This is a genomic window from Cryomorphaceae bacterium (assembly GCA_017798125.1).
In the GTDB taxonomy this organism is placed as follows: domain Bacteria; phylum Bacteroidota; class Bacteroidia; order Flavobacteriales; family ECT2AJA-044; genus ECT2AJA-044.
In genome coordinates this window covers 242,610-256,645 of record CP059070.1, presented here as the reverse complement: position 1 = coordinate 256,645, position 14,036 = coordinate 242,610, and the positions used below count along the sequence as shown (strand labels likewise).

The window sequence follows — 14,036 nt, the reverse complement described above, 5'->3', positions numbered from 1 at the left end:
AACTAGGATGGCAGGTGGAAAATTAACACCAAGACAGAAGATGATCAACATGATGTACCTCGTGTTGACCGCTCTTTTGGCCTTGAACGTATCTAAGGAAATCCTCGATGCATTCGTAAAGGTGAACAACTCTATGAGCACCACGAATATCAAGGTAGAGGAAAAGAACAGTGGTGTATACGCCTCGTTTGACGCGGCGATGCAGGACAACCCAGTGAAAACGAAACAGTGGCGCGATGCCGCTTACGCCGTGAAAGCTGAGGCTGACGCCATGGACAAGTACATTGAGGATTTGAAGAATACCCTCATTGAGCGCTCCGGTGGTGTTGACGATGAGAACAAGCCTAAGAAAATGGACAACCGCGAGGTTGCGGCGAGTTACTTGTTGGTGAAAGAGAAAAAGGCAACTGAACTTAAAGGGAAGCTCGATAGCTACCGTGAAGTATTGTTGCAAAACTCTCAAGGAAGCGATCGCTTGCAAGCCAACATTACCTCCATTTTCGATACCGGTAAGCAGAAAGTTGGAGATGTACAAGCCAGCTGGGAAGATGCCAACTTTGAGCATTATCCACTAATGGCGATTGTAACCTTCTTGACGAAAATGCAATCTGATGTACGTGCAACGGAAAGTGATGTAATCTCTTATTTGCAAGCCAAGATTGGAGCAACGGACGTGAAGGTAAATGCACTCGAGGCAACGGCTATTGTGCCAAACTCATACGTTTTTACTGGAGACACCTTCCGTGCTGAGATTTTCATCGCGGCATTTGACTCTACCAAACAACCGGTAGTTACGGTTTACAATGAGTATGACGAAGAAGGAAATCCAATTGGAGAGGGAATTCAAGTTCCGGTCCGCAACGGTAAAGGAATCTACGAAGTACCCGCTACTTCTGAGGGAGCTTTCACTTGGGGTGGAGCAATTGAAATTGATGGACCATCCGGTGTACAGAGCTATGGAGTTGCCCCTCGTACCTATCAAGTAGCGCGTTCTGCGGCGGTAATCTCGCCAACGAAGATGAACGTAATCTATCGAGGTGTGGACAATCCAATTGATGTGTCTGTACCTGGAATTGCACCAGATAAGTTGCAAGTTTCATGTGCTGGATGCTCTATTTCTGGATCAAAGGGATCATATGTTGCAAAGGCAGCTAAAACAGGAACTGAGGCTACCATTAAAGTAGCTGCAGAGGTGAATGGAAAAATGAAGAACATCGGAGATATGAAGTTCCGTGTGAAGCGTATTCCACCACCAACCGCAATGATCGCTGGTAAGACAGAAGGAAAGATTTCGAAATCTGCGCTAGGAGGAACTCAAGGTATTGGAGCCTTCTTGCAGGATTTCCCATTCGATATTAACTACCGTGTAACGTCGTTTACCGTTCGTGCCCAAAAAGGGGAATACACACAAACGGTACGAGTAACCGGAAACCAGTTTAATGGTGAAGTAAGAAGTTTGATTCAGGATATGAAGCCGGGTTCAGATATTTCCTTCACAAATATTCAGGCAAAAGGCCCGGATGGCACGAAAAACTGTGGAGCCATCGTTTTCACAGTACAGTAATAGTTAAGTACCATGAAGTCAGTAAAAGGATTCTTAGTAGCCACCATGATCGGTATCGCCTCCGTTGCGAGTGCGCAGACCGTATTGGACTACAACCGACAGCCGACAGCTGAAGATGATGCGGTATTCATCAAGCATCACTTCAAAGAAAATCGCGTGATCCCTTATCACCACTTGCGTGAGGCGGATGTCATGTGGATGAAGCGCTATTGGCAAAAAATCGACTTGAAGCAGAAGCTGAATCACCCACTTTATTATCCGATCGTACCGATCAAGGATCGTAAGTCGCTTTCAGAAGTTTTGTTCCAAGCCGTAGTCAACGAAGGATCCATTACTGCTTATGCGGATGATGAATTCAAACGGACATTGACCCCGCAAGAAGTTTCGGCAAAGATCTTCTCTGTAGACAGTGTTCAGGATTTTGATATCAATACTGGAGAGCCGTTCTGGCGGTTGGATACCATTAAGGTAGAAAGCCGTGACGTCTTGGAGTATCTGCTTAAAGAAGACTGGTTCTTTGATAAAGAACGCTCCGTTATGGAAGTTCGGATTCTCGGAATTTGCCCTGTAGCGTACAAAGAGAATCAAGCGACAGGTCAGATTGAGAAAGAGCAGCTATTCTGGTTGTGGTTCCCGGAAACCCGCCCGGTACTCGCGAATCACGAAACCTTTAATCGAATGAATGACGCGGAGCGTCGCACATTTGATGAGATTTTCCATAAGCGCATTTTCCACAGCTACATTACAAAAGAGAATAACGTATATGACCGATTGGTTTATGATTACAAGCGCTATTCTCAAATGGAGCAACTCTTAGAAGCGGAGAAAATCAAAGAAGAGATTCGTAATTTCGAGCATGATCTCTGGGAATATTGATTCATTCGGAAGCAAAAATTTAAGGAACTCCTGCGCCTCGCGTAGGAGTTCTTTTTCTTTGGTGCTGATCCTTGCGGTCGCGCTAGTTCTGACCTGCTGGCCAAATCAAGCAAATGCCCAATACCGGAATTCCGTTGGTGTGCGCCTCGGCGTCACGAATGGAATAAACTACAAAGCCTATATCAAACCTCGTCAGGCGCTCGAAGTCATGTTAACGACCAGTTGGAACGGGGTACTTATGACAGGTCTTTGGGAGTGGCATACCGATTTCACCAAACCCCTAAACATCGGGACCGGGAATTTTGAAGGATACTTGAGTCTAGGATTGCATTATGGAGCCTATGGCGATGAATCTCCACTATACGAAGGAAGTGGTGGCGGACTTGACGGCGGTATGGGTTTCGAGTATCGGTTTGAGCATATTCCATTTTCATTGGGGGTTGATTACCATTTCATGGCGGACACCCAAATCACCGGTGGTGGGAGTACCGGCCCAAATCTGCTTGCTGATCTCGGCTTGAATCTTCGATATTTGTTTCGATGAAGGTGCTCGTTGTTGGCCAGGGTTTGGCGGGTTCTTGTATGGCGCTCACTCTAGTCGATCGGGGTGTCGAGGTACATCTTGCAGACTTTCAAGAGCGAAATCAATCGACATCTGTCGCAGCAGGATTAGTGAATCCACTGGTCCTCAAGCGTATGAAAAAGGTTTGGCGGGCTGATGAATTCGTTCCTTTTCAGGAGCAGTTCTATGCTGATTGGCAGGAACGCCTAGGTGGGTATTGGCGACATAGTGTACCTGTTTATCGTCGCTTCCACGATATTGCCGAACAGAATCAATGGATGGAAATCAGCGGTACTGCAGGATTCAGTGAGTACTTGAGCCCTGATCTTAAGCCACTGCCGCCAGGGCTACAGGGAGCTCATGGTATGGGCAAAGTTAATCATGCCGGATGGTTCGATACACAGGCCTTCATGGATGCGGTGCGCATTTACTTCTCCTCCTTGAATCGATTCAAGTATGTCGAAATCGACGAATCTACATCTTCTGACTTCGATTTAGTGATCTGGGCGATTGGGGTTCGCGCTCAATCAATCGGTGGTTTTCCTACAGATGCGCTTCGCCCGAGTAAAGGAGAACTTCTGAGGATTCGGCTCGAAAAACCGTGGAGGACCAAGGCGATCATCAAGGCTGGAGTTTTCATCTTACCCATAGGGGAGCGAGAACTCAGAATCGGCGCTACCTATGATCATTTTGATCTATCCCCTACCATTTCGGAAAAGGGGCAATCCTATTTAGAGGAGCAGGTCCGGAATCTCATTGACGCCCCATATGAAATCATCGGACGCGAGTGGGGCATTCGACCGACCACCAAGGATCGCCGCCCCATTCTAGGTAGATCTAGTCAAAATGAAAGAGACGTATTCTTCAATGGATTGGGAAGCCGCGGTGTACTTATGGCTCCACTGCTTGCCAGCGAACTTGCCGACCATTTGCTGGATGGGATGGGCCTACGGCCCGATGTTGACATTGCCCGATTCTACTGATCGAACTCTTTCTTATAGCTCACAAATAAATTGATCCAGACCAGCCGCGAGGCTCTCCACATAACAGGGATCAATACCAAAAGAACTATACCATTATATATAAGGTATTCGGTAATGGTCAAATCGAACAGCACTTCAGTCGCCACGAACATCCCAACACTCACGGCCACTGCCAGCCCGTAGGCCACATACATAGAACCATACCAAAAGGCAGGTTCCATTTCGTATTTCAAATCACAGTGGCTGCACCTTTCGTACATTTGCGTCATCCTGCTCAAGGCATACGGATTCTTCGATTGATAAATATGTCCATTGTGACATCGGGGACATCGATTTCGAAAGATGCTGAACAAGCGGGATCCCTTCTTGAACATATATTGGGAATTTGAGCGTCAAAGTTACGCCAAAGAGAATAAGAAATTGTTGGTTAGTCCATGATATCAGTCACACAACTCCGTCATGAATTCGGCGGAGACGCTTTATTCAAAGAGGTCAGCTTCCAAGTGAAACCTGCAGACCGAATTGGTCTCACAGGAAAGAACGGAGCTGGAAAGTCCACTCTGCTCAAGCTCCTTGCGGGCTGGATGAGCCCATCCGCGGGCTCCATCAGTAAACCTCGTGAGTTCACCATTGGCTACTTACCCCAGGACATCACTCCTGAAGGAGAGCGTACTGTCCGTGAGGAAGCCGGCCTGGCCTTTGCCGGCATTAAAGAAATGAATGAGCGCATTGAGCAAATTAACCAAGAACTCCTGGAGCGAACCGACTACGAATCCGACAGCTACATGGAGCTCATTCAAGAACTGACCAATACCCAAGAGCGTTTTCATTTAATCGGTGGTGACCAAGTCGAAGAGCAACTGGAAAAGGTCCTATTTGGTTTAGGCTTCAAGTCCAACGAATTGGATCGATCACTTTCGACCTTTTCGGGAGGATGGCGCATGCGCGTAGAACTCGCAAAGCTCTTACTTTCAAAGCACGATCTCTTACTGCTCGATGAGCCTACCAACCACCTCGACATCGAGGCCATCCTTTGGCTCGAAGACTTCCTAAAGGATCACGAGGGCGCCATCATGATGATTTCTCACGACCGACAGTTCCTCGATGCCGTCACCAAGCGCACCATTGAAATCATCAACGGAGGAATCGAAGATTACTCAGCACATTACTCGAAGTACCTCGTGCTCAGAGAAGAACGTCGCGAGAAGCTCATTCAGGCCAAGAAGAATCAAGACAAGGACATCGAACGTCAGAAACAGCTCATCGAGAAATTCCGCTACAAGGATTCAAAGGCCGCCTTTGCCCAGAGCTTGATCAAGAAACTCGACAAGCTTGAACGTATTGAGGTCGATGATTACCACCAGAAATCTGTGCGCTTCACCTTCCCTGAAGTCCCGCGTTCCGGTAAGGACGTTATCAAGCTTGAAGAAGTCGGTAAGAACTACTCTGATCGCTGGGTGCTCGAACATGTCGATTTCGAACTTCTCCGCGGGGATCGATGGGCCTTTGTTGGCCAGAACGGTCAAGGAAAAACTACGCTAGCTAAAATTATTGTTGGGGCCCTACGGGCCGATGCCGGAAATCGCAACCTCGGGACCAATGTTCATCTAGCCTATTACGCTCAAGATCAGGCCGAAAGTCTGGACCCCAATCAAACCGTATTGGAGTCTGTGGAGTCTGTTGCTCCCAACGATGTGCGACCTCGTGTCCGGGCCATGCTCGGAGCGTTTCTTTTTAGCGGCGAAACGGTCGACAAGAAGGTGTCTGTTCTCAGTGGTGGTGAGCGAGCTCGACTAGCTATGTGTCGGCTTTTGACTAAACCTGTCAATTTCTTGGTCCTCGATGAGCCAACCAACCACTTGGATATGATTTCCAAGGATGCCTTGAAGGAAGCGCTACTCACTTTTGAAGGGACTTTGCTCGTCGTTAGCCACGACCGCCATTTCTTGAAGGGGCTAACAGATAGAGTCCTTGAATTCAGTGATGGCTCGGTGAAACCCCACCTCGGAGATATTGAATATTTCCTTTCGGAGCGAAAGGCTTCCGATATGCGAGAAGTAGAGAAGCGGTCAGTTGAAGAAAAAGCCACTGTAGTAAAAGAGGCCGCAAAAAATGCCGGTCCATCTTATAAGGAGCGAAAGCAAATCCTTAGAAATTTGAGTAAGTGGGAAAAGAAAGTGGAAGAATTGTCATCGACGGTCAAAGAGATGGAAGCACGAATGACTTCGGATGAATTTGGAGCCCTCGACTTTTCGGAACAACAAAAGCACTACGTCCAGCACGAAGAATCAGTCTCAGCATTAGAAAAAGCTGAAGAAGAATGGACAATTTGGAGCATTAAGAGCGAAGAATTAACATAATAAATGAAAAACATAATTTAGGCATCTACAGGCGCGTAAATGGTCTCTATAGAATGATATGATTTAAAAGCCGATTAGGTTTATTAGAGTACATTCCAGAGCTTCGATAATTTTATAAGCTAAGTTCCTGAAAAACAGCGTATTAAGACTTATTTCTCAATTTGGTGCATATTCTCTTTGTGGTTTATTGTATTGAGTGCTTCGGGCGGGGTTATTAACAAGGATTTTTTAATAAGTTAGAGATTCATGCCTGTGCGTGCAGGTAGGATACCTTATATTTGGCTTAATTGAGAGAAAATTTTATTCTCCCTTCTAGCATTTTTATGACGGATAATAATCGTTATATCATGGTTAATCAAAAGTTAAGATTGCAGGATTCCTTTGTATATCAAGGGATTCGTGCGATTATTTTGCTGGATGAGAGTTTTTGTAGTTTACTAAATAAGATTATCTTTGTCCCAAATTCTCGGGGAGGTACGCCTTGCCGAGATGTATTGGTATAGTAGGAAACACCATTTAATTAATATCTAAATCATCATGAGTAACCTCTACTATCAGGTTTCAAGCGGATCAAGTCCAACGGGCGATCCAGGAACCGTTTCGTCGAAAAACAGAGGATCTGTATTGTCAAAAGGCTTTACTAGCTTTTTGGCTATGGCATTCTTTCTGTTAGTGGGAAATGTAGCCCACGCGCAGTTAGCTGCTACTTTGTTTGTGGACCAGGATGTCACCTGTAACGGTGGCACGGACGGTATCATTCGTTTGACTGCTTCAGGCGGTCCAGTACCTTATTCCTATGCATGGAGTGACGGTGCGACTTCAGATCAAAACACACCTGATGGTACAGTAGCGCCGGACGGGTCAACCTTCTCTTTGTTTGGTTCGACACGTACAGGAGTTGCTGCCGGGGTTTACAGTGTTACAGTGACAGACAATGCAGCGGGAACAGCTGTAGCGATGTCGGTAACGGTAACCCAACCGGATGCAATTGCGGTAATCGCAGCTGGAACTGACTTGGCTTGTAATGGAGACAATTCAGGATCTATCTCGACTACAGTAGCGGAGGTACGGCACCATACACCTATACCTGGACAAACGGAGCGGCCGGTGCGAACCCAAGTGGGTTGGCAGCTGGAACGTACGATTTGACAGTAACAGATGTAAATGGATGTCCAGCGGCTACAGCTTCAGTAACCTTGAGCGAGCCGCCTTCGATCACAGTATCCACTACAACGGTTACGGATCAAACAGAGCCTTGTTTGAATGACGGGACTATTGACATTCTTGTTGGTGGTGGAGCCGGAGGTTTCACATTTGCTTGGGACAACGGAGCAACGACAGAAGATCTGACTGGATTGGCACCTGGAGACTACAGCGTAGTTATTACGGATGCCAATGGATGTAGTGTGAACTACGGGCCAGAGACAGTAGCCTGCTCCGGCTTTGGTTGTTTCTAATGTAGATATTACAGATGTAGCATGTGCTGGTCAGCCGACTGGTGCGGTTGCAATTACTGCGAGTGGTGGTGTTGGAGGTTTCACTTACGCTTGGAGTAATGGTGGAAACACGGATGCGATTGCTGGCTTGTTGGCCGGTGACTATACCGTAACAGTAACAAGCGGAAGCTGTACTGTTGTAGAGACGTATACTGTTAATGAGCCTGCGAATGCATTTGCTGCAGGAATTGACAATGCAAATACACAAGAGATTGATTGTTTTGGTGGAACAGCTACTGCAGCAGTGACTGCAAGTGGAGGTTCAATGCCATATACATACGAGTGGAGTACTGGTGCAAATGGAGTAACGAGTATTTCAGGATTGGCACCAGGTATCTATGAAGTAACAGTTAGCGACAACAGTGGTGGCGCATGTCCTCCACAAGAGTTTGGATTCACGTTTACGGAGCCAGGTTTGTTGTCTGCTTCTGTGACGAACGTAATTGACGTAACCTGTAACGGAGACTCAGACGGTCAAGTGACTGTGTCGATTTCTGGAGGTACTGCACCATATGTATGGGGTGAGCCATTGTTGGCCCCAGGAAGTGCTAACCCAGTAACAGGTTCAAGCTTTACTGTAACGGTAAGTGCCGGACAGTACGCTTTCCAAGTGCAGGATGCAAATGGCTGTGGACCATCTACGGTTAACGTAACGGTTGTTGAGCCAGATGCGATTTCAGTTACAGCGACAGATATTAACAATGTAACGTGTAACGGAAACGCAGACGGAAGCATTGATGTGACTTTGAGTGGTGGAGCAGGTGGATACACCTACACATGGGTTCAAGGTGGAACCAGCATCTTCGGTGGTGGTGGATCACAAGCAAGTATTGGAGGCCTTGAAGGAGGATCATATGACTTGACCGTAACAGATGCTAACGGATGCGAGGCATTCTTTACGTACAATGTTATTGAGCCAACATCTTTGAGCGGATCAGGAACAGTGACCAACATTTTGTGTGCTGGTGACAACAATGGTTCGATTGACCTTACAGTAACAGATGGAACACCGCCTTATACCTTTAGCTGGAATAACGGTGCAACCACAGAAGATATTAGCGGATTGTCCGCCGGTACCTACGACGTATTTGTCGAAGATGCCAATGGCTGTGTCACTTTTGGTAACCTGTTCTTTACAGTAACAGAGCCAACTGCACTTACAGTAGTGGCTACCGTGAACGGACAAGATGTAACCTGTAACGGAGGTAGCGACGGAGCTATCGACTTGGATGTATCTGGAGGTACAATGCCATACAGCTACATGTGGAACACAGGTGACATGACTGAAGATCTTAGCGGTTTGACTGCTGGATTGTATAATGTAGTTGTAACAGACGCGAACGGGTGTACTGCTCCTTTGGCAGTGAGCATTAGCGAGCCAGATGCAATTACAATTTCAGGTGGAGCAACAGATATTTCATGTGCAGGAGCTGGTGATGGTAGCATTGCTGTAACCATCAGCGGTGGAACACCAGGATACAATTATGTATGGTTGGAGTCTGGAACTGCATTTGACGGAGGAAACTTCCCAATCACTTCACAAACAGGATTGGATGCTGGATCTTACGAATTGAGCGTAACGGATAACAATGGATGTCAGGAGAGCTTCTTCTTTACCATTAACGATCCTGCCCCAATTGCAGTAAGTGTAACGCCAACAGCTCCAGATTGTCCTGGAGACTTTGGAGCGGCAACAGCTTCAGTGAGTGGAGGAACAATGCCATACACCTACTTGTGGAGCACGGGAGCAATCTCAGCTACAGAAACTGGATTGTTGGCAGCTGGATCACCTTACTCAGTAACGGTAACAGATGCAAACGGATGTACAGGAGTTGGATCAGTAACAATTGTTGATCCTAGCCCAGTAACAGTATCTGTAGACGCAACAGACATCTCTTGTTTCGGAGCCGCTGACGGATCAGCTGTAGCTTCTGCTTCAGGTGGTGCTGGTGGTTATACTTATACTTGGAGTAACACTCAATCAGGTGCGAACATCAGTGGCTTGACTGCTGGAGCGTACTCTGTAACTGCAATGGACGCGAACGGATGTTCAGCTACAGCGAGTATTACGATCACTGAGCCTGCAGAATTGACTGTTGTAGTAAACAGTGTAACGGATGCGCCATGTTTTGGTGAGAACGGAACAGTAGTATTGGATGTAGACGGAGGAACTCAGTTTACTGGTGCGCCAGGAGAGCCTGCTAATCCAAACGGATATCCATACATCTACACTTGGTCAGGTGGTACAACTACGATCATGGACCACATTGCTGATGGAGTACCAGCAGGTAACTACACAGTAATGGTAACTGATCGCAACGGTTGTACAGCGATGACAACGGTAAGTGTTGGTGAGCCAGCATTGTTGGAAGCGACTGCAACGGGAACAAACCCAAGTTGTGGTGGAGCTGCTGACGGAACGGCAAGTGTTGCTGCGACTGGAGGTACTATGCCATACAGCTATGCATGGAGCAACGGAATGACGATGCAAAACATCGCCGGTCTTGCTGGTGGAACATATGATGTAACGGTAACGGATGCTAATGGATGTACGGCGACATCGTCTGTAACCTTGATGGATCCAGATCCAGTTGCAATTGCATCAGCAGATATTAAGAATTCATGTAACCCTGGAACAGACGGAGCGGTAACGCTTAATGTAACAGGAGGAGACGGAAACTACACCTACTTGTGGAGTGACGGTCAGACATCAAACCCAGCGACAGGATTGGCTGCTGGATCATACAGTGTGACGGTTAACGACGGAAACGGATGTGGACCGGCAACAGGAAACTATGTCATCACTCAACCAGCTGCTCCATTGGAGGTAGCGAACTTCAACCGTACGGACGTAACATGTGCCGGAGGTATGGACGGAGAGATTGACAACGGTGGAACAACAGGAGGAACACCTCCATACACGTACTTGTGGAGCAACGCTGCAACGACACCAGACATCTCGAACCTAGGAGCAGGAAACTACTCTGTAACGGTAACAGATGCGGTAGGATGTACGGTAGTATACTTGAACATCATCATCAATGAGCCAGCGGCGATTGTTATCACTAACGATCCTGCGAACAAGACAGATTTGGATTGCTTCGGAGACACAGATGCGTTTATCTCTGTAACGGCAAGTGGTGGAACAGGAATGTTGAGCTACTCTTGGAGTAACGGTGTTAACGGTCAATCGATCAGCGGCGTACCAGGAGGAGTGTACACTGTGAATGTTACAGATGCGAACGGATGTGTTGAGAGCGTATCTTACACAGTTACCGAGCCAGCTGCAATCACGGTTACAGGAACAACTACAGATCCTAGCTGTGCTGCTGGAAGTGGTTCAGTTGATTTGGTTGTTTCAGGTGGTACACCAAACTACTCTTATGTATGGAGTAACGGTGATGCTGGTTCAACTGCAGGCCCAATCACGTTGGTAGCTGGAAACGGTACATACGGATTGACTGTAACTGATGCCAACGGATGTGAGTACACGAACTCATACACATTGACTGCTCCTGCATCGATTGCGATTACGGAGACGATTACACCGACGAGCTGTAACAGTGGTTCGGACACTTACTCACCAGACGGAAGCGTATCTGTATCGGTGACTGGTGGAACGGCACCATATGTATACTCTTGGAATGGAGGAATGACAACAACGAGCAACTCTTTGTCTGGATTGGCAGCGGGAGCGACAGTATCAGTTGTTGTAACGGATGCTAACGGATGTAGCGCTACAGAGAGCTACAACGTAGGAGAGGCTCCAGCAGTAACAGTCATTGATGACATTGTAAACAATACAGCTTGTGCTAAGGGTACAGCGGGAGAGATCCACATCACTGCTAGCGGTGGTACTGGAGCGTTGAGCTACGCTTGGGAAGGTCCTAACGGTCCTGTAGCGGGTACAACAGACCTGTTGAACTTAGTATCAGGAAACTATAGCTTGACCATCACAGATGCGAACGGATGTGAGTTTGACTTCCCATTCTTCGTAGCTGATGGAACGGATCCAGCGACAGTAGCCTTGACTTTGGGTAATGTAACGTGTAATGGAGCGAATGATGGAAGCATCGAAATTGATGTAACCTCTGGAAACGGACCATATATTGTAGTAACAACGGACGGAGCAGGAGCGACGGTAGACAGTACCTTCTTGACTGCACCATTTGCGCCGATTGTGATCAACAGCTTGGCACCGGGATCATACTCAATTGCAGTAATTGATCAGAACGGATGTCCTGCAGCTGGAGCTACAGCGAGCATTACAGAGCCTACGAAGTTGGTCACCAGCGTAGTATCTACTACGGATGCGAGCTGCTTCGGATTGGCTGATGGATCGTTTGTTTTCAACATCGACCAGGGTACTCAACCATACGACATGGTATGGTCAAATGGTACAACTGCTGGTAGCGGAATGTTGACTGGATTGAGCGACAACACGTTCCCAGGAACAGCATGGGAAGGAACGATCGGTGGTTTGGCCGCTGGTACTTATGACATTACAGTAACGGATGCACAGGGATGTAAAGAGTTTGACCAAGCAGTGATTGGTCAGCCTTCAGACTTGACCATCACGTTTACAGGAAAAGACGATATCGACTGCTTCGGTGATACTACTGGATCAGCGGTAGCGAATATCTCAGGAGGTTCAGGAGTATACACTTACCAGTGGTATGCTGGTCAGTACCCAGGACCAATCACTCCACTTGCTGGTCAGTCTGGCATGGTAGTGAATGGAATGGCGAATGCTGTGAACTTGGGAGTAGGCTTCTACACCATCGAAGTAGATGACTTAGTAGGAGGATGTACGTATTACGCAGTCTTTGAGGAGACTGGTCCTGCACCAATCGTAGTTGATTTGGTTAGCGATGCGAGCGTAACATGTAACGGAGGAACGGATGCGACAGCTTCTGTGACCATCTCAGGTGGTGTAGCTCCATACGCATGGGTAGTAAGCGGAGCGACAAACGCTAGTGGTTCAATTGCCACTGACGGAGGTAGCAACACCTTCACAGGATTGGGAGCTGGAACGTACTTCGTAGATGTAACAGACGCGAACGGATGTACTGTGCCACAAGCGAGCTTCACGATTACTGAGCCAGCTGGCTTGACAGTTGTGACTGCAGCGGACAGCATCTTGTGTCCAGGTGGATTTAACGCAACGGCTTCTGTAGTAAGCGTAACAGGAGGTATTCCTCCATACAGCTACTTGTGGAGTACTGGTGGTACTGGAATGAGCACTGGTGTGAATGTTGACGGAAACCCATTGTTTGCCGGAACATACACGGTAGCCATTACCGATGCTACGGGACAATGTGCCACTACAGTAAGCGTAGATGTATACGAGCCAATGCCAGTAGGTGGAACAGCAGTAGTAACGGATGTTGCTTGTGCTGGAGACTGCTCAACTTCATTGATTGACTTGACTCCTACAGGAGGAACAGCGCCATACACGTACTACTGGAGAGCTTCAGTAAACGGAGTGCCTACAGGACCAGTATTGAGTACAGTACAGGATCCAGCTGGATTGTGTGCGGGTGAGTATACAGTACGCATCAACGATAAGTACGGTTGTGAAGGCTTTGCCACATTCACCATCGGAACTGCGACTACTTTGGTTGTCACAGGAGTTGATACGGATGTTCTTTGTAAAGGAGACGCTACAGGAGCGATTGACTTGAGCGTAACTGGAGGAACAGCACCATACATGTATGACTGGACCAACGGAGCTACTACAGAAGATATCAGCGGATTGGCTGCAGGATCTTACAGTGTAGTAGTAGAGGATGCTAACGGATGTACAACGGTACAGAGCTTTGTTATCACAGAGCCATTCTCAAGCTTGTATGCTTCTGTAATCGGCTTTACGGATGTAAGCTGTAACGGAGGAATGGATGGAACAGCAGATATCTACGTAGTAGGTGGAACGCTTCCATACAGCTACATGTGGAGCAACGGATCAATGGTACAAGACCCAACCGACCTTATGGCGGGTGTGAACTCAGTAACCATTACCGATGCGAACGGATGTCAAGAATTCTTGAGTGTAACCATCTCTGAACCTGCATCAGCTTTGGCTAGCGGAGTAGAGAGTGTAACCAATATTGATGTAACGGAGCGACAACTGAGCGATCGACATCAGCGTATCAGGAGGAACATCTCCATACACGTATGCATGGACGAGCGATGATC

General features: G+C 47.4%; 9 protein-coding genes. 8 read left to right on the top strand and 1 reads right to left on the bottom strand.

Features of this window, described 5'->3' with window-relative positions:
• Window positions 1-7: 7 nt before the first annotated feature.
• The 4 genes from gldM to HZ996_01070 all read left to right on the top strand — a co-directional run bounded on the left by gldM (window position 8) and on the right by HZ996_01070 (window position 3,985).
• On the top strand, window positions 8-1,564 hold the full coding sequence (gene gldM / locus HZ996_01085) for a gliding motility protein GldM (protein QTN37783.1): 1,557 nt from the start codon (window positions 8-10) through the stop codon (window positions 1,562-1,564).
• Window positions 1,565-1,576: 12 nt separating this feature from the next.
• Window positions 1,577-2,440, top strand: coding sequence for a gliding motility protein GldN (gene gldN / locus HZ996_01080; protein QTN37782.1), 864 nt, complete (start codon window positions 1,577-1,579; stop codon window positions 2,438-2,440).
• Window positions 2,441-2,579: 139 nt separating this feature from the next.
• Window positions 2,580-2,984 carry a hypothetical protein gene (locus tag HZ996_01075; GenBank protein QTN37781.1) on the top strand — a complete coding sequence of 135 codons (405 nt, stop codon included), beginning with the start codon at window positions 2,580-2,582 and terminating at the stop codon, window positions 2,982-2,984.
• Window positions 2,981-3,985: an FAD-binding oxidoreductase gene (locus tag HZ996_01070; protein QTN37780.1), complete on the top strand. Its 1,005-nt coding sequence runs from the start codon at window positions 2,981-2,983 to the stop codon at window positions 3,983-3,985. The genes HZ996_01075 and HZ996_01070 overlap by 4 nt, the downstream gene beginning before the upstream one ends.
• Here the strand turns inward: HZ996_01070 and HZ996_01065 are convergent.
• Window positions 3,979-4,218, bottom strand: coding sequence for a hypothetical protein (locus tag HZ996_01065; protein ID QTN37779.1), 240 nt, complete (start codon window positions 4,216-4,218; stop codon window positions 3,979-3,981). The two genes, HZ996_01070 and HZ996_01065, sit on opposite strands and share 7 nt — an antisense overlap.
• 201 nt (window positions 4,219-4,419) lie before the next feature.
• Between HZ996_01065 and HZ996_01060 the strand changes: the two genes are divergently transcribed.
• The 4 genes from HZ996_01060 (at window position 4,420) to HZ996_01045 (ending at window position 14,034) form a co-directional block, all read left to right on the top strand.
• Window positions 4,420-6,345 carry an ABC-F family ATP-binding cassette domain-containing protein gene (locus HZ996_01060; protein ID QTN37778.1) on the top strand — a complete coding sequence of 642 codons (1,926 nt, stop codon included), beginning with the start codon at window positions 4,420-4,422 and terminating at the stop codon, window positions 6,343-6,345.
• 537 nt (window positions 6,346-6,882) lie between these two features.
• On the top strand, window positions 6,883-7,494 hold the full coding sequence (locus tag HZ996_01055) for a SprB repeat-containing protein (GenBank protein QTN37777.1): 612 nt from the start codon (window positions 6,883-6,885) through the stop codon (window positions 7,492-7,494).
• Window positions 7,386-7,802, top strand: a complete 417-nt coding sequence (locus tag HZ996_01050; GenBank protein QTN39981.1) for a hypothetical protein — start codon at window positions 7,386-7,388, stop codon at window positions 7,800-7,802. Before HZ996_01055 ends, HZ996_01050 begins: the two co-directional genes overlap by 109 nt.
• Entirely contained in the window at window positions 7,789-14,034 is a 6,246-nt protein-coding gene (locus tag HZ996_01045; protein ID QTN37776.1) for a SprB repeat-containing protein, read from the top strand. Before HZ996_01050 ends, HZ996_01045 begins: the two co-directional genes overlap by 14 nt.
• The last annotated feature ends 2 nt before the right edge of the window (window positions 14,035-14,036 follow it).

What these genes read in the sequence shown, in the direction of transcription:
- gldM (QTN37783.1), top strand. Translation starts at nt 8, where the DNA reads ATGGCAGGTGGAAAATTAACACCAAGACAGAAGATGATCAACATGATG.
- gldN (QTN37782.1), top strand. Translation starts at nt 1,577, where the DNA reads ATGAAGTCAGTAAAAGGATTCTTAGTAGCCACCATGATCGGTATCGCC.
- HZ996_01070 (QTN37780.1), top strand. Translation starts at nt 2,981, where the DNA reads ATGAAGGTGCTCGTTGTTGGCCAGGGTTTGGCGGGTTCTTGTATGGCG.
- HZ996_01060 (QTN37778.1), top strand. Translation starts at nt 4,420, where the DNA reads ATGATATCAGTCACACAACTCCGTCATGAATTCGGCGGAGACGCTTTA.
- HZ996_01055 (QTN37777.1), top strand. Translation starts at nt 6,883, where the DNA reads ATGAGTAACCTCTACTATCAGGTTTCAAGCGGATCAAGTCCAACGGGC.